Below are 17,339 nucleotides of genomic sequence, written 5' to 3'. Positions count from 1 at the left end.
CGCCTTTTCAATTGAAATTAGTAAATATAATGAAGAATTAGGGGATTACCACACTTAACTGACCTTATCCCGTTCTTCAACTGCTTTGTTGAACCCTGAGAGTTCCTTTCCTATTTTATCTACCTCTATTTTGGTCATTTGATAGCTGCGTTCTATTTGTGGATCCTCTTCAGTTTTTATCTCAACAAACTGATTAAGGGCTTTAAGAACCTTAGTCTCTACTTTAACTAGATCTTCCTTTTGACTTGCTTTGGTTTTTATCCTGCTTATATTCACAATAATTTCCTTACTATTGAGTGATTCATTTCCATACTTATCTACAGACCTAATGGAATAGGAGTAGCTTGGAAGTGGCAGTATTTCTTCTTCTGTAAATGAACCACTTCTATTAATCTCCTTATTTACCTTCTTAAAGGCCTTTTCCGGAATTGCTTTTCTGTAGATGTTAAAACCAACTATATCTTTGCTTTCAGTCATGTCCCAATTAATTGAATTTGGTTTGGTCCCCTTCCTAACATTGATCGGAGCTTTCGGGAGGCGGTCCGGTAATGAAAGAAGTTGATTTATTGGTTGGTCATGAACTCGGAGGATTCCCCATAATCCCCCCTCTAGGTATCTTCTAAGTTTCATTTCTCGGTATAGATAATCACCTGCTGGATTAAAAAAGCCTTCCTTTTGAATTGGTATAATATCAAGCGATTCTCCTGGTGTAAGCGAACCTTGGCTTCCCACCACCTTGGAATTCGGATCAGTCCACTGATAGCGCCACTTATTACTGTGTAGAGTGAAGACACTTCCCCTCGACCGATCTGCTGTTTGCATCACACGTAGTCTGATAGGATCACCCATATAGGCTTCTGGAATAGGAGTTGATGGGTCTCCATGCACCACTGAGCTAAAAATCAATGACTTATCAGGATTGTTAGCAAGGCGATGTTTAAAAGGCTCCGAACTATAATTAATTCCTTTTTCTCCATGGTCCTCCAGATCCGCATGTTCACCTGTTTTTGGATCTATTTCCCCTGGTGTTGGCGCGCTTCCATCTTTTCCAATCGTAAAGAGACCATCAGAGAACATTAACGCCTGCTCTCGGAAATCAGGTTTATTCGGCACAATAATATCAGCAAGTGCACCTGACAGGATCGATTCACCTGTTTTAGGGTTTCGATAGACAGCGTCCTTCGGCTCAATAATCAATGCTCCGTATCCACCATGCAATCGATGACTGCGGATATCTCCATAATCGTATAGAATCGTTCCGCCATGTTCCTTATCTGCATACCATTCATAAGAAATCGTTTCACCTGGACCGATGGTTTGATCATAATTATAGCCAATAGTTGCTCCATCAGACCCTTGAACATCATATTGAACCATTTGCGGATGCAGACTTACGCGGTTAGAGTTCTTCCAATCTACTTGATTAGCCATTAGCAGGGCAGGATCATTCTTATTTTCTGGCGGGTTTATTGGTAAGTTATTTTTCAACCTAATCCTGATACATTCTCCCTCATTGGCCCGAATAACCAAAGGCTCTGTTGGTTTTGTACCGTTTCTTATTGCAGAAACATCATTCGTTAAAACGAACATAAGTCCATATGGATCATGATCTCCCGCTTTATTGTAGACAATGTCTTTCATAAATGCGGTCACATCGAATGTTTTTATTTTGGCTGTTTTTGGACAAATTTGGCCCATACCTCTTGCTTTCTGTAGGCCAGTTCTTTCTTTTTTCATCTTCTTAAATTTATTCATGTCAATCTTTTGCTTAACCTCGACTCGATCCGGCAGCTTTTTAAGGTTGGTATTCTGTTCACCCCAAACCCTGACAAATCCCCACAAACCGCTCCACAAATCTTCAATTGGCTGTGAAGACCAAAGATAATCACGCTGTCTAACTCCAACAGGATTGGGCTGAATGTCCATAGTGAACTGTTCGGACATACCAATCGTTTGTGTAGAAGTTAATTCGGAATCTTGTTGTCCTGATTCTTTTTTCCAACTTAGTCCGTGTAAATTAAAGTTATGCTGCGTTTCATGGGCACCTTGAATTAATCGTATCTTAATAGGGTCATTCGGATAACTTTCGATAATAGGTGTTTGTGGATCGCCATGAACCCATGAACTAAATACGTAGGCTGGGTCGGCATTATTTCTTCTGAAAAATGGGGCATTCGAGTAATTGACTGCCGCATATCCGTGTGCCTTATGTGTGTTGGAAGGGTCGGATTCTAGTGGCAGCAAGTTCCCGTTTTTATCCCACATTCTTGCAAAATCATGATAAACAAGTACTTGTTCACGAAAATCCTCTTTTTCCGGGGTAACAATCATAGCTTCAGTGCCTGATTTAATTTCCAAAACCGTCTTTGGATGCAGCCATTTTGAGCCTTTTGGTTCAACAATTAACGCCCCAAAAGTACCATGAAAGCCTTTTTCTCCTGCTGACATATGGTCGTGGAAGAAGATGTTCCCTTCTTCATCCGCAAACCAGCGGTAGCGTATTTTTCTCCTGGTTCTGTCCCTTGATTATAGTTCCAGCCAACCGCTGTTCCATCTGAACCCAAGGGATCAAAACCAACATAATGAATGTGCATCGAAAGTGCATTAGGTTCATCCGCATTAAATAAATGGTTTTCCAAGGTGACTTCCACACAATCTCCTTCGTTGGCACGAATCACCAGTGGACGCGGTCTTAGAGTCCCGTTTAATATTTTTGCTTCATCTTCGGCAAGGACAAACATCCGCCCATCTTTGTCATGATCACCCTCGGTATTGTAAACAATATCCGTTTGGATACCCACGACATTATATTTGCGAACCTGTGCCGTTTTTGGACAGCGATCAAAATTAGGTGCGCCCGGTACAAGTGCTCCTAAAGCTTCTTTTTCTTTTTCCGTAGCTGGACGGAGTTCCGGATCTGGTGGCTTCGGTGCACGTTTCCCCTGCTCCCCAGGAATGTAATTCGGGAATCCAGGATTTTGCTTTGTTGGTTCGGCAAGTGGCTGCCGGTCCATTAACGGCAATAAGTCAGGCTGCAACTTATCAAAAACTCTCAAAAGTCCCCACATTCCTTGTAAATAATGAGGGAATAGATGGCAATGCCATAAATAATCGCCTGGTGCTCCTTTACCATTTTGGATATATCCAGCGTCATTTGTTAGTTCGGCAGTTTGGGAGCTGCCTATATTAAGTGTTTCGGAGTCTACCGTATTTGTTTTCTTTGTATCACTTTTCCAGCGATGCCCATGAAGATGAAAAACATGGTTTTCTTCCTCATTTGCCCCAATAATTCGAAATCTAACAGGATCCCCAACGTAAGCCGGGGTTATTGGCGTTGCCGGGTCGCCATATACCCAGGAAGAATAAAACATCGTTGGGTCTTTCCCATCTTCCGTAATGGCGTTTTCCATTCGTTCATCTAGAGGTTCCGCCCGATAATTGACTGCATAAAGTTCTTTTTCGACTCCATACTGATCATTTTCCGGATCAGCAGGGTCCTTACCACCATCAGCGGGATTTTCTTCATTATCCGCAGGTTCACCGTCCGTATGGGGAGGTTCAGTTCCAACTGGTTGATTCTTCCCTAGTGCTTCCACTCCATCATGAAAGAAAAGCGCAAACTCACGAAAATCCGGTTGATTAGGGAGCTCGATATTAGCATATAACCCGCTCGATAATTCTCCTCCTGTTTGTGGGTCGGTCCACTTGGCACCGATCGGTTCGACGATTAATGCACCGAACAATCCATCTCCCATGGTCCCTTTTCCACCGGTTGGATCCGTATAGAAAGTCAAATCCGCCCCATTATAAAAAAAGAAAGTTCCTTCCTCTTCCGTATTCCAACGGTAAATGATCTCAGCATTTGGAACAGCAGTTGAATTGGAATTATATCCAACTACGGTTCCGTCAGATGTTTGCACATCGTAACCTACCCCATCAATATGGATCGATGCTTTTTCTGTTAACTGATTGGAGAAGGTAACCTCTATGCAGTCCCCTTTATTGGCACGAAGAGTAAGAGGCTGTAATTCTTTTACTGGCTTTCCAGGATTGGCCTCAATTGATTGTTGTATTTTCGCCACATCCTCTTTTAATGCATAAACCTTAGCAGAGGGATGGTGGTCGCCAAATTTGTTGTAAACCATGTCCACATTTATTGCGGCGATAGTAAATTTACGAACTGGTGCATTTTTTGAACACTGATTGTTTAAATTCATTGTTTCATTTGTAAGAATAATATTACTATTATTTGCATTTGTCTTTGACGATTGATTTTCTAGGTTGCTAGATGAATGGCTGCTGTCGATTGTTGCAACGTTTTTACTAGAGGTATGAATTGGAATGGGAATATGAATTTGATCATCTGATTCGATGGAATTCGATGCCACCTTATTTATTGCTGTAAAATTCTCGGTATCTAAATTAACCGCAAACATCAAGCCTAAATAAATGGTGATTATAAAACAAGTACCAAAAACAATCGCAAGGGTATGACTCATCAATTTATAACTAATAAGGATAAGAAATAAAAATAACAGTGAAATAACTATTAATAGAGCGGAAGATATCGTTGGTACAAGTTCTACTTGACCAGAAATAAACGTATTTTTTGCAAGTAGCCATTCTAGCCATGTCGGATTTGCCGCCAATGTCTGTGTGGCATCAACTTCATGTGGCGGGGGTAATGTCCCCAGTACACCAGTACAATAAAAGACAATTAATAAAGTTAGGCTCTCAGCTTTGATCCATGGTCGTGGATTAAAGCTTGGGAGCTTGACTGTTTTTCTTGAAAGGAAGCCATTAAGGAACGCAAAGGTTAAAACAGGTATAATGCTAATATGCTTGATGAGTAACATCCGTCCGTACGGAACCTGCCAACTGTTTAAGTATTGTTCTTTATTTACAACCACAAACATGATCATAAATCCTGTTATTATAATGACTACAAAGCAGCCGATTGCAAGTGGTGTAAACCAGCGTAAAAAACTGGACCAGTTTTCTCGATTACTCGAAAACCACCCCACATGAAGTAAAACACCTACCCATACTGACACTACTAGAAAATGAATAGAATGCGAAAATACACCAGGCCAGAAGTCTATCGATGCCACATGGCTGGCATTTCCGATAGCAAAGATCATCAAAAGTAACCATTGAGCACGAAAAAATCTCGATCCATTTACATAAATCGTAATCCATAGGAGTACAGCTAAAATGCAAATAAATATCCATGCCCTGCCAATCTCAAAATCTGTTAGAACAGTTAATACCGCTGATAGAAAACCACCACTATTATTAAAATAGAGAATAACTTGTAAAAGAGGCGCAAACGTAAAAAGAATAATCCCAAGCGGACAAAGAAGTAATAGTGGCTTACTGATGTGAATTTTGGGTTTTCTCGTTTCGGGAATGAATAGCAAAACTACGTGTCCTACTAATATCGAAAATAATAAATAATGTCCAAATTCAGTAATAGGAATAATGTAGCCCATCTATTCATCACTTCCTTCTGAATAACAGAAAAAATCCGATAACCAAAATTACTAACAAACCAATAAAAATAATAACAATTAAGTTGTTTGATGATTTCTCAGGGTCTTCTTTGTTGATTATTTCAGCCTTTTCCACGTTAGTTTGCTGGGCTGTTGTAGTCGATGGATTTTCTTTTACCTCACTATTTGTTCCTTGATTTTGATTCTGCTCACTTGTTGATCCTTGTTCTTGATTTGTTGTCGGTGTATTGGGATACTGACCAGACTGATTCTTTTGAACTTGAAATTGTATTTCACCAGTAACAGGATGACCATCCTGTCCGGCTATTTTCCATTGAAGTCTGTATGTACCATTATCTAAGGGTGTTATTAAGGTACCTACCATTTTTGCTCCTTGAATTTGGATCTGATTAAGCGGGATTTCTTTATCACCCTCTAGCAGTCCCATCGTACTTAATTTTTCAATATTTCCTTCAAAGGTAAGCGAAATCTCCTTGATATCCTCAGAAATAACTTGTCCTTGTTGTGGGTTAGAACCTGAAAGTTGAGTATGTGCGCTTGCTATCGTTGGCAAGAACAAGATTGCCCCTAAGAATAATACGATGAATTTTTTCAATGAATCTACCACCTTCCTATCTCCCATGTAAATATACTTTTTGCTGAATACTATCGATATTGTTGCCAAATGAGATTATCCACTTGGCAACGACATTTGTACTATTATCCTTTGAAAAAAACTCCCCATTTTAAGGGAAGCTGCTATTTTTCATTATTTTCGTTCTTTATGAATCTTATAGATAAGAAGGGGGAAGTTTATCCTTCGATTCTTTTTCAGGTTCAAAATTAAAATCGGACAAGGTTTCTCTGGTAGATTTTTTAAACTCTTTCAATGTGGTTCCTACCGCACGCCCTAACTCAGGAAGTTTACTCGGTCCGAACACGATTAATGCTAGGACTAAGATCAAGATTAGTCCAGGGACACCAATATTACTAAACATCTACTTTCCCTCCTGTTTCATGTCGGCTTCATCATTTTTTCTATTGAACTACAAACGGAATCCTGCCATTAAATAGAAAGGCATCGCTTAGATGATGTCTGTACTCAACCTGTGCATAGGAGTTCATAGGCTTTGTTGTTCGAATCAGGACATCACAGCGCTGCGCAGTACTCATTTCAATCGGCGTACCTGCCTTAATGGTATACGGATAGTTATACTTGCCAAACGGAGGCACACCAAGGGAACGTCCATCATAGGCGATACAGACAACATCCACTGTGAAAACCACCTTTATCTTGACAAAGGCTGCACAGAGCATCCGGACAAGGATTGTTTGATTTACCTTTGCATTAATTGAAACCTGCATTCCTTTTACCCCGCTATTTAATTCAGGGGGAATCGTCACACCAGTGCGGATGGATGCAGCACCGCCTACACGGCCAGGGAAGTTTTGACCGGTCACAACGAAGTAGTCAGGGTTGTAATCATGAAAGGCAAAGAAATCGTAACTTCCTTTGTCATTATTATGAAAATCGTCATTGACTCCAGGCTGATCACCATGCTCAGGAAAGGTTTGATGGGCATTCTCTGCCTGTTCACGCCATACAGAATCAATGTCATCAATGACCCAAAGGGCTTCTACATCATATGGTACGGTCATCGCATGAGGGTCACCGCTCTCGAGATTTCCGCCTACAAATCCAGGAAACACTGGATAATTCGCTAGATTTGCTGCCGTACGTCGTGGGTAACCTCCGACATTTTTACCATCCTTCGGATCATAGGCATCAGGTGGTTCGATGATTAGGAACCCGTATAGGCCGAACTCAAAATGCTGGATCGTATTTCTATGACAATGGTAGAAATAACTGCCGATATGGTTTGGCTGCCACTGGTACGTGTAGTCCCCTACCTCCATCGAGGTGTGCCCGACCCCGTCGTTAATGGCAGTAGGCTCAATTCCGTGCCAGTGGATCGTGTGTGGTGGCTGCCCATGACCTTCCACTTGTCCGTGAAAGACAACACCACGTGGTACTCGGATCGTTGGTCCAGGAAAAGTGCCGTTCGCAGCCATGGGAACATCAGGATTTCCGATTAGAAAATATTCAATTTTCTTGCCATCCCACATTTTCAGGTCTGTACCGTGCATTAAGTGAACCCTTTGCGTATAGGGCAGTGCCATTATTGCTCCAGGAACATTTGCAGCAACAAACGCAGGAACCGGATTCGTCGGTTTAAGCAAATCCGGTGTAGGTGGACTTGCTTTGGGGGGATCAAAGGATTTCACCCATTCGGCTTCATGGCCGGCTACGGACCTGCGTGGGATTTTGTGCCCAGGTTTCGAAAAAGACATATCATTTCTCCTTTTCGTTTTCCAATTTTATAGTTTTATTTTTTAAAATCTAAGCCTAATGATCTGAATGAGATATGTCTGGTCCCGCCGCCGTACCTGACATATCAGGACCATGAGATGATGGAGGATCTGGGAAGGTTGTTACTCCTCCAGTTATATTGCGATCACCTATAAAATGTATCCCGCTCATCATTCCGAGTCCGTAGTTACCGCCCTGTGCGGATTGACTCGCTTCAGAGTGGTCATGCATTGGGTAACAGATAGGGGACATTCTTACAGATATATCGAAATCTCCAGCTTTCTCGCCTTTTTCTGGTAAGAAGGTGTTCAACTCTTCAATCGGCGGCCAGACCGGGTGCGGCTGGGAGCCAGAGATGGCGGGATTCGCAATTGACATCAACGGCTCATCTGCTAGACCGATACCACGCTTATTAGGAACATCCGGTGGTCTAATATAAGGAACCGCCCATTCGACGATTTCCAGTGGATGAGCTGTATACGTGTCTATCCAGTATGGGTTTCTTTGGACCTCACCATTAACCCCAGTTACATAGATATGGTTCGCATGAATATGCAGCGAATGCAAGGACATACCGGCATTTAGAATTCGGATGATACATGGTTCCCCGACCCGATGGTTTGGTGTAATATAGGGGTTGTGCGCTGAAAACCATCCAGACTGTCCGCTTATTGTAAAGAATTCGGGTTTTTTGTTTAACCCATCTGATCGGAATTTATCAGTCTGATATGCCTTGACAAATTGTGCTGCCGGATAATCTTTTCCAGCCGGGTACTTTCCAACTTCCGCAAATAGGCGCGAACTTGCAGCGTGAAGAATCCAGATATACTGCCGAAAGGCTGGAGTATTGGTCGCATCATCTCCTTCCTCCCATGCTAATCCAGGGAAGTGAGCAGCGGTCCCAAAATCGTCAAAAAGCTGTTGAACTGCGGGTGTTGGGTTAGAGTAAGGAGTGAATCTATGGCCTGCTTTTGCCTCTTTGGGCATGACAACAAGCGCACCATGGAGACCCATTATTCGGTTCACAGGGGCATTCAGGTTGTCATAATATAAATAGGTTCCTGCCTCAGCCGGAACGAATTGAACTGTTTTTGTAGCTCCAGGACGTATTGTACCAGTGTCGACTAATCCTCCTATGTAAAACGCATGGGGTTCATCCAATCCATTTGTTACTGTAACCTTAACTGTACTTCCCACAGTGGTAAAAATATGGGGGCCAGGTACCTCTGCAGGGAAGTTTTTCTCTTTGTAAAGCCAGAAATAGCATTGCGCTTTGTTAATAGCATTATGTGATGCCATATCCTTTATCGCGTCGGTAATTGTAAAGTTCAGTTCTTGAACTTGTTGTGATGCAAAAAGCTGGTTACCTGCAATCCACGAAGGCATCATACTTCCTACGAATAACGTAGCAATACCGCCCCCTGCATACTTAACAAAATCTCTACGCTTCATGTTTTCCTCCTTTTCATAAAACTATCTTAATAGTACTAAATAACTATTCATGAATAGTTGGGAAAATTCCTAAAAGGATTGACATTTTTTGTTTTGTGATATTTTTACTGAGGTAAAAAAGGTCCAGTCATTTTTTCATATTTTAGAAGGTAAAAAAGCAGGTAAATCGTACAATTTTACTAAAAAAATCACGATTGAGGAATATGCAGGTCCAACTTTTTTCCTCGTTTCCCATCACTCACGACAATAATGTTTTTAGAGATGGTTGGGAAAAATCCTTTGAATTTTTATTTATAATAATATATTTATCAGAATATTTCAAATATATTATTCGACGTTTCTTTCAATTTTTCTTCTTAAATAGACCTAATTTCCTATAAAATAAAAAAGAATGTACCAGGGTACATTCTCCTTCGAAAAATATTATTTTTTGGTTGTCCTTAGAACACCAATAGATTAGATTATTTTTTCATTAATTTTTGGATGGTGACGAGAACTTCATCCAAGACTTCAAAATCACCTTGTTGAATTCTTTCGACAACACAGCTTTTCATATGACCTTCAAGCAGGATTTTGGCGACACTGTTTAAGGCGGATTGTGTGGCTGATATCTGGTTAATGACATCATCACAATATGTATCTTTTTCAATTAAGCCTTTTATGCCGCGAATTTGCCCTTCAATCCGGTTTAGTCTCGTAACAAGATTATTTTTTACTTTATCCGGATGATGACTCTTCCGATCGCTGCCTTCATCTGAACAGCAGGTATTATCAAAAAGTTCATCTACCTTCCCTACTTCATTAGACATTGGTCCATCTCCTTTTTGGGAATATTATATCATACCTCAGGAAAGTGACGGGAACGGTTGCTACAAAAGATTTATGAAAGACATAAAAGCAAACTAACCACATGGGTTGGATTAATTGACAGCCCTTACATGCCCATGCAATACTTGAACTACATTTCATGTTTTAAGGAATATTCCCTCAATAAAGGAGCAATCGATGAAACCACGCTACTTGATAAATTTCATGACCATCATAATTGTTTATTCTGCCATAACATTTTATATCGGTTGGAACGGCTGGGTTTGGCTGCATTCAGTATTTGATTTGCAGGATAAATGGATATACGGTTTAGTCGTTAGTCTCATTTCCTATTCATACATCATCGGACATTTCACAAAAAAAGTGCCTCTATTTAAAATGATCGGCTCTTATTGGTTTGGATTATTCCAATATGCCATCCTTTTCCTGCCTCTTTCCAATCTTGTTGCCTTTGTTCTCATTTTTGCGGATTTTTCCACAACATCAGTCATCAATTGGGTAGGAGGAGCGGTGTTAATATCTTTTGTTATTCTATTTATCTTCGGAACGTTTAATGCATATAGCCCAGTCGTTCGGACTTTTTCACTTGTCATTCCAAAACAGGTGGGCAATCTAACTGAGCTTCGAATTGCCATGGCCTCTGATATGCATTTTGGCAGACTTTCAGGCATCCGACATGTTCGCCGGCTTGTCCGTAACGTAAATGCGCTAAAGCCGGATATCATTTTACTGCCAGGCGATATCATTGACGACGATCCCGAGCCATTTACTCAAAAGAAAATGGCTGATGTCATGAAGGAGTTATCGGCTCCCTTAGGTGTCTATGGAGTCCTAGGAAATCATGAATATTATGGTGGCGGAATTCCAAAGTTTTTGCAGGAAATGGAACGAATCGGGATAACTATCCTTTTGGATCAAGTATTCAAAATAGCCGACAGCTTTTATCTTGCAGGTCGAAAAGACAAATCTGATCGAAATCGGCTACCGATTGAAGCTTTTCTAACAGATATTGATCCATCCCTGCCAATTATTATGATGGATCATCAGCCAGCTGAAATAACTCAAGCGCAAGAAAATCGTGTCGACTTACTTTTATCAGGCCATACACACAGAGGGCAAATGGCACCGAATCATCTGATTACAAAAAGGATATTTGAAAATGATTGGGGCTATCTTCAGAAAAGTCAGCTTCATTCCATTGTTTCATCCGGTTATGGTTTTTGGGGTCCTCCACTTCGGATTGGCAGTCGTTCTGAAATCATACAAATACATCTTACCTTTTTAAAAAGGGAATAGAGTAAAATACTCACCAATCATTTGCATCCCACATAAGAATAGAAGATAAATTATTTTTGCGTTCACAAAACGGAAAATATTTTTTAACTTTTCTGATTATTTATACTAGCTTAATTTCCTTTTCTTCATATATAATATTTTCATAACTATTTTGAAGGGTGTTGGTTAATTTGGCAAATCAATCTGAAGCGAAAAAAATCTCAGTTAATTCCACCATTTCTTTAAAAGGAATTGTAAAAGCCATTTTCAACGATACCGTTCATGTTCAAATTGGCGGGAAAATAATTACCCTCCCAGCATCTGAGCTCCTGCTTGAAAAGCCACTACAATAGTTTAGTTTTATAAAGTATATTATTATGGAACATTAGGAGTATATTTTTTTTCCAAAGACAGCCCTACACTTTAATGTGAAGGGCTGTCTCATTGGCATGACTATCATTGCCAATCATTAATAATCGTTTCTTGAATGCTGCGAATGACATCTCCCCTGCTGATTACACCAACCACATGATTAGACTCATCAACAACAGGTAGTTTTTTAAAATGATGCTTAGACAATAGTGAGACAACTTTTTTCATTTCATCTTCAGGATGGACTGTTAATATTCCGTGGGTTTTTGCAATCCTAATGACTTCCCTGTCAGCCAATTCACTCAGCCGATTCTCCATGTCTTCTTCTGCAACATATGTGATAAGAGAGAAATAATCATGAATCCGACGATCCAATGGACTGATTGCCCGTAAAATGTCACCATCTGTTACAAATCCACGTAGCACACCATTCTCATCGATAATTGGTAAACCGCCAATTTTTTTCCCAACAAACAATGTCATTACATCTTTAATGGAAGCACTTGGACTAGCTGATATAACATCTTTAACCTGAACATTTATCATATCGACACCGCTTCCATTAGTTAATAAAATGCTAAAGAATATCTGCTAGTTAAACTATTCCGCTAGAAATTTTACTTTTTAGGGCGGAGTGGTTCTAAAAATGGAATATGAATGTTTTCTTTTTGCATGTTTAATAACATGTGCTCTACTTCCTCTTCTTGATCAGCATGCTTTATCTCTATTATTTCTCTGTGAAGCCTTTCCATTTTTCGATCAAGACCTGCTGCCATTGTGGCAGCTTCTTTTAATTCATCAAGCATATGTCCGGGAATTTCCTTGTTATATTTATAATAGATTTTGTGTTCTAAGCTTGCCCAAAAATCCATCGCAATTGTCCGAATTTGTACCTCAACATTCGTTGTTTCCACTCGGTCAGACATGAAGATCGGAATTTCTAAAATTAAATGAAGGCTCTGGTAGCCATTGGGCTTAGGATTTTTTATATAATCCTTGTAATCAACCACTCGTATGTCTTTTTGATTAGCGAGCATCTTACTTAATTCATATATATCTGAAATAAAAGAACATGTAACCCTTATACCAGCAATATCTCTGATCTTTTCTTTAATGACTGGTAAAGAAAAGTCATAGCCTTTCCGATAGACTTTCTTGAATATACTTTCCGGTGACTTTAACCGTGACTTCACGTGTTCTATTGGATTATAGTCATGAATATAATTAAACTCTTCTTTAAGAATGTTAATTTTAGTGTTCATTTCGTCTAACGCAAACTTATAAGCCATCATAAACCTCGTCAGTTCAACCTTAAGGGCTTTAAGTTCTTTCATGTCAATACTATGTTCAAAGTTCACCAGTTACTTCCTCTCTAGCTGTTATTTCGATTATTCATTTCATCCGAATTTTGCAATTGCTGTAACACATCTGGTGGAAAAACCATCCGGCACATTACTTTCGAAATTTCTAGAAAATCCGCTCTTTTCCCAGTTTGTCCCTCTTTCCCATGACCATTTTCCACTAAGACTAAAATTGCCCACGCGACAGTTTCTAAATCGAGATCCTCCCAGGTTAATCCTTTTTCTTCCGCTTGTTTTAGCCCTAACAAAATTCTCGAATGAATTTTCCTTCGTGCGTCACCCAAAAATTCAGCAAGACCAGGATCTTTCATCACTAGCTCAGGCAACACACGCTGTATCCCTAACTCATTAAGGCGTTTATTATGGGCTTCTAAAAGTGATGCTAATAATGATACTGGATCATGGGAAATCCAACTAGGTTCAGGTGGGAGAAGCTTGTCTAATTTGTCTTCTAATAATGACATTAAAAGTTGGCGTTTATCTGAAAAATAACGATAAAAGGTACCGGTAGCAACACCTGCATGGGCAGCAATTTCCTTAGCAGTAGTTTGCTCGTACCCCTTAGAAATAAACAAAATTTGTCCACTTTCGAGCAGTGCATTTCTTTTTTGTTGCGCCCGTTCCTGTTTTGGGAGAAAAGGGAATTCGCCAATTAATAGGTCATCACTGTCTGGCATTTTATCACCTCAAATATATCATACCACGATTTTAAAATTTGAACCACAGTTCATGTTTTCGTTGACAGACAAATTCAAAAATGCGATACTTGACCTACGGTTCATGTTAAGTCGCTATTATTGTTTAAACACCCCTTTGCAATATAGATAGATCAAGACATGACCGATTTTTTTATAAAAATCCACTTGCCAAAGCAGGAGTTTCTAATATTTTTCCGAATAATTTAATGTATCTTTATTTTAATTTTTTGCTATAAGTTCCTATATTTCTACCAATTTTCGAAAGGCGTTGATATTGTGGCAAACCAAGCTGAATCCAAAAAAATCTCTGTCAATTCAACCATCTCCTTAAAGGGAATTGTGAAAGCCATTTTCAACGACACCATTCATGTCCAAATTGGCGGCAAGATCATTACATTGCCCACATCAGATTTCGCGCTTGATAAACCTGCACAGTAATAAGCAAGCCATTTTAATTGCCAATAAAGCCCATCACGGTTGTGATGGGCTTTATTTTTGTAAAATTAGGAGCATCCTTCTATTCATTTCATAATATACAAAAGAAATCCTTTAGCTGCACAGATTTCTATCCTTGTCATTATCGTTGTACATGAAGAGTTTAATTTGAGTAGGTTGTGAAATCGTTGAAAAGTAGTTGTGACTTAGAAAATGGCCTACAAACAGTTATATCTATCCAACGAACTATTGATATTATAACGGCATTTTTATTATTAACAGGTCAAGTGACAGTTGTTAGACTTGTTATAGAACCAGGAGGATTTGCCCTATCTGTTGGTGGGCCGCTAACTGGAAGAGACCGTTTAGAAGGTAAATCAGGTAATAAAACATTGAGTTTGTTATTGGACATTGGGGATATCCTATTAGCCATACTATTGATTAGCGATCAGACAAATGTGTCAGGTATCTTTTTAGGACCAGGCAGGTTTAGCATTAATATTACAGGACCTATTTTTGGAGTTCCTAAACACGAACCTACATTGCCTGATTTAGAAAAAGTCTTTACTCAATTTCGCTGGATTGTATCTGAACATTTTGAAATCGATCCTGAAATTCTAATCTAATTAAGAAGGAAGTGGCCATATTGTCTTTAACAGACCTCCCAACGTTCGAGCCCTCTAAAGCAGAGATATTTCTATTTTTACTGTCAATTGCCATCTTTATATTTTTCTTTACACAACCTAAGGAAAGCGATGTCTCTTCATTGAGATAATCGCTTTTTTCATTAGTTCATTATTTGATGTGCTTTTTGATAACATTCACAGGTCACGATATGGTCATTCACCATCCCTGTTGCTTGCATAAACGCATAACAGATGGTCGAGCCAACAAATTTGAAGCCGCGCTTCTTTAAATCCTTACTTAATTGATCACTAATATCCGTGATTGCAGGAACATCTTTCATTTCACGGAAGTGGTTTTGAATAGGCTTACCGCCAACAAAGGTCCATATGTACTTACTAAACGAGCCAAACTCCTCTACAACCTTCAAAAACGCATGTGCGTTTGTAATGACTGCATTGATTTTTAGCTTATTACGGACAATCCCTTCATTAAGGATCAATTCTTCGATTTTCTTTTCATCATAGCGAATAATTTTTTCCGCTTCAAAGTTATCAAAAGCTTTCCGGTAGTTCTCTCTCTTTTTTAAAATGGTGTACCAACTTAGTCCTGCCTGGGCACCTTCGAGATTTAAGTACTCAAATAGCAGGCGATCATCATAGACCGGAACTCCCCATTCATAATCGTGATAATCAATATATAGTGGATCCTGATTTACCCAACTGCATCGATTCATCTTTGAAAAGCCTCCAGTACTTCATTTGAAAGCTTCTTCGGAGCTGTCTGCAAAAAAGCTTCTTTGATGTAGCCCTCAATTTCTTCCCAATTTAGATCTTGATTGGTAAATAATGAAGTCCAGCCGTGCTGCCCGATATAACGAGTTTTAAAAAACCTTTCTGGCTGTTCTAGTAGTAACTGTTGGGTCGTTTTTAGTGTTTTAATTGCTAAAGAAGCACCTTCTTCGTTTTCCCCCATCATTATAAATGGTTTATCCTTTACACGAAACGATGTATGCCCAAATTTATCAACCGCTTCTGTTACTTCTGGGAATTGAATCGCAATTTCTCTAACTTTTGAAAGAAGCTCATTTCCCTGTATTGAATTTATAGTTTTATTGTGAATCATAGCAATACCCCTTATTTTATAACTTACGTTCACTTAAGTATTACACATTTTTTTTTAAATAAGAACCTCCCATCATAAAATTGAGAGGTCGATTCCCTATTATTCGATAACTTGATGGTTATATTCATATGGATTATTTTTTACCATTATAAGTAATTTTATTGTACAAAAATAGTACAACTACTATTATCTTTTTATTCGAAAAGCCCTCCGTTCAGCATATTGTGAACATGGAACACAGACTTTCATGGTCTCGCCCTTATCATTAATATATTTTCGTATGGGCTTGATCTTTCTTTTGCAAATATCACATTTATTATTAAAAAAACTAAAAATAGACACTGCTTGTCACCTTCTATTATTTAATGGGATTTCTTAATATATTATTCGGCTCAAAACGAATTGGATTCAATTGTAGGACGTATTTTTACTAGATTTATAGTAAGATAGTTAGATGACATATGTTTAAAGGAGACTTCAAGAATGCCTTATAAAATGATTGTACTTGATTTAGACGATACACTATTGCAGGACGACCACACAATATCTGACCGCACAAAGCGTGCACTTATGGATGCACAAGAATTAGGAGTGAAAGTGGTGTTAGCTTCTGGCCGGCCTACGTCAGCCATGTATGCTATTGCTGAAGAACTGCGGTTGAATGATTTCGGCAGCTTTATTCTTTCTTTTAATGGCGCTAAAATTACTAACTGTCAAACTGGTGAAGAACTGTTTAGCAGCACTTTATCGCCTGATGTCGTTCACTATTTATATGAAGTAAGTCGTCGTGAAAATGTTTGGATTCATACGTATGTTGGGGATCATATTGTTACCGAGGCTGGAAACCAATTCACAAATATTGAAGGAGAAATTACTGGCCTAGAAATAATTGAAGTCGGCAGTTTCGTGGAGGCTGTATCGGAACCTGTTGTAAAAGTGCTGATGCTTGAAGATGAAACAAAACTTGCAGATGTAGAAGAAAAACTGCAGCAAGAGTTAGCTGGTCAGTTAAGTGTCATGCGTTCCAAACCATTCTTTCTAGAATTTACGGAGCATGGCGTCACGAAAGGTACAAGCCTTAGCCATTTGATTCAACAGCTGGGGATTAAGCGCGAAGAAGTCATCGCAATTGGAGACAGCTATAATGACCTTGCAATGATTGAGTTTGCAGGCTTAGGTGTTGCGATGGGGAATGCTCCAGACGATATTAAAGAAAAAGCTAACTTTGTCACTGACAGCAATATGAATGATGGTGTCGCAAAGGTCGTAGAAAAATTCGTATTGAAAACACCGGCTCTTGTTTGAA

At 39.3% G+C, this 17,339-nt stretch carries 17 protein-coding genes; 5 read left to right on the top strand and 12 right to left on the bottom strand.

The annotated features are described in order from the left end of the window. Positions 1-54 precede the first annotated feature (54 nt). The 7 genes from CCK98_RS12970 to CCK98_RS12940 form a co-directional block, all read right to left on the bottom strand. Entirely contained in the window at positions 55-2,448 is a 2,394-nt protein-coding gene (locus CCK98_RS12970) for a hypothetical protein (RefSeq protein ID WP_088086974.1), read from the bottom strand. Then, a complete protein-coding gene (locus CCK98_RS12965; RefSeq protein WP_088086973.1) occupies positions 2,403-5,492 on the bottom strand; it encodes a multicopper oxidase domain-containing protein in 3,090 nt (1,029 codons plus the stop codon). The genes CCK98_RS12970 and CCK98_RS12965 overlap by 46 nt, the downstream gene beginning before the upstream one ends. Before the next feature lie 7 nt (positions 5,493-5,499). Continuing rightward, positions 5,500-6,108: a copper resistance CopC family protein gene (locus tag CCK98_RS12960; RefSeq protein WP_179195789.1), complete on the bottom strand. Its 609-nt coding sequence runs from the start codon at positions 6,106-6,108 to the stop codon at positions 5,500-5,502. A gap of 175 nt (positions 6,109-6,283) precedes the next feature. Next, entirely contained in the window at positions 6,284-6,490 is a 207-nt protein-coding gene (tatA, locus tag CCK98_RS12955; RefSeq protein WP_088086971.1) for a twin-arginine translocase TatA/TatE family subunit, read from the bottom strand. Positions 6,491-6,530: 40 nt separating this feature from the next. Next, a complete protein-coding gene (locus tag CCK98_RS12950) occupies positions 6,531-7,844 on the bottom strand; it encodes a multicopper oxidase domain-containing protein (protein WP_218780156.1) in 1,314 nt (437 codons plus the stop codon). A gap of 55 nt (positions 7,845-7,899) precedes the next feature. Beyond that, on the bottom strand, positions 7,900-9,315 hold the full coding sequence (locus CCK98_RS12945; RefSeq protein WP_088086970.1) for a multicopper oxidase domain-containing protein: 1,416 nt from the start codon (positions 9,313-9,315) through the stop codon (positions 7,900-7,902). Positions 9,316-9,776: 461 nt separating this feature from the next. Continuing rightward, positions 9,777-10,124: a metal-sensitive transcriptional regulator gene (locus tag CCK98_RS12940; RefSeq protein WP_088086969.1), complete on the bottom strand. Its 348-nt coding sequence runs from the start codon at positions 10,122-10,124 to the stop codon at positions 9,777-9,779. A gap of 196 nt (positions 10,125-10,320) precedes the next feature. Between CCK98_RS12940 and CCK98_RS12935 the strand changes: the two genes are divergently transcribed. Together CCK98_RS12935 and CCK98_RS35310 are read left to right on the top strand one after the other, a co-directional pair. Beyond that, the gene (locus CCK98_RS12935) at positions 10,321-11,439 is read left to right on the top strand and encodes a metallophosphoesterase (RefSeq protein WP_088086968.1); all 1,119 of its coding nucleotides are present in this window, start codon (positions 10,321-10,323) and stop codon (positions 11,437-11,439) included. A gap of 170 nt (positions 11,440-11,609) precedes the next feature. After that, positions 11,610-11,771: a hypothetical protein gene (locus CCK98_RS35310; RefSeq protein ID WP_168243275.1), complete on the top strand. Its 162-nt coding sequence runs from the start codon at positions 11,610-11,612 to the stop codon at positions 11,769-11,771. Between the two features lie 103 nt (positions 11,772-11,874). On the opposite strand, the gene CCK98_RS12930 is transcribed toward CCK98_RS35310, so the two are convergent. The 3 genes from CCK98_RS12930 to CCK98_RS12920 all read right to left on the bottom strand — a co-directional run bounded on the left by CCK98_RS12930 (position 11,875) and on the right by CCK98_RS12920 (position 13,828). Next, positions 11,875-12,336 (bottom strand): CBS domain-containing protein, encoded by a 462-nt coding sequence (locus CCK98_RS12930; RefSeq protein ID WP_088086967.1) that lies wholly within the window; start codon positions 12,334-12,336, stop codon positions 11,875-11,877. A gap of 71 nt (positions 12,337-12,407) precedes the next feature. Continuing rightward, entirely contained in the window at positions 12,408-13,124 is a 717-nt protein-coding gene (locus tag CCK98_RS12925; RefSeq protein ID WP_088090392.1) for a GTP pyrophosphokinase family protein, read from the bottom strand. 38 nt (positions 13,125-13,162) lie between these two features. Then, the gene (locus CCK98_RS12920) at positions 13,163-13,828 is read right to left on the bottom strand and encodes a TetR/AcrR family transcriptional regulator (protein WP_088086966.1); all 666 of its coding nucleotides are present in this window, start codon (positions 13,826-13,828) and stop codon (positions 13,163-13,165) included. A 297-nt stretch (positions 13,829-14,125) separates the two neighbouring features. Here CCK98_RS12920 and CCK98_RS35305 point away from each other — a divergent pair, with 297 nt between their 5' ends. Together CCK98_RS35305 and CCK98_RS12915 are read left to right on the top strand one after the other, a co-directional pair. Further along, positions 14,126-14,287, top strand: a complete 162-nt coding sequence (locus CCK98_RS35305) for a hypothetical protein (protein WP_179195788.1) — start codon at positions 14,126-14,128, stop codon at positions 14,285-14,287. 185 nt (positions 14,288-14,472) lie between these two features. Then, a complete protein-coding gene (locus CCK98_RS12915) occupies positions 14,473-14,910 on the top strand; it encodes a hypothetical protein (RefSeq protein WP_088086965.1) in 438 nt (145 codons plus the stop codon). 161 nt (positions 14,911-15,071) lie between these two features. On the opposite strand, the gene CCK98_RS12910 is transcribed toward CCK98_RS12915, so the two are convergent. Next, positions 15,072-15,644, bottom strand: coding sequence for a DNA-3-methyladenine glycosylase I (locus CCK98_RS12910; RefSeq protein WP_088086964.1), 573 nt, complete (start codon positions 15,642-15,644; stop codon positions 15,072-15,074). Continuing rightward, the gene (locus tag CCK98_RS12905) at positions 15,641-16,033 is read right to left on the bottom strand and encodes an MmcQ/YjbR family DNA-binding protein (protein WP_088086963.1); all 393 of its coding nucleotides are present in this window, start codon (positions 16,031-16,033) and stop codon (positions 15,641-15,643) included. The genes CCK98_RS12910 and CCK98_RS12905 overlap by 4 nt, the downstream gene beginning before the upstream one ends. A gap of 483 nt (positions 16,034-16,516) precedes the next feature. Between CCK98_RS12905 and CCK98_RS12900 the strand changes: the two genes are divergently transcribed. Next, complete coding sequence (locus CCK98_RS12900) at positions 16,517-17,338, top strand: Cof-type HAD-IIB family hydrolase (protein ID WP_088086962.1); 822 nt, start codon at positions 16,517-16,519, stop codon at positions 17,336-17,338. Position 17,339 lies beyond the last annotated feature (1 nt).

The sequence above is a fragment of the Bacillus sp. OV166 genome (assembly GCF_900177675.1).
GTDB lineage: Bacteria > Bacillota > Bacilli > Bacillales > Cytobacillaceae > Neobacillus.
Note: the sequence above shows the minus strand (reverse complement) of the source record. Positions and strands in the feature narration are given on the sequence as shown.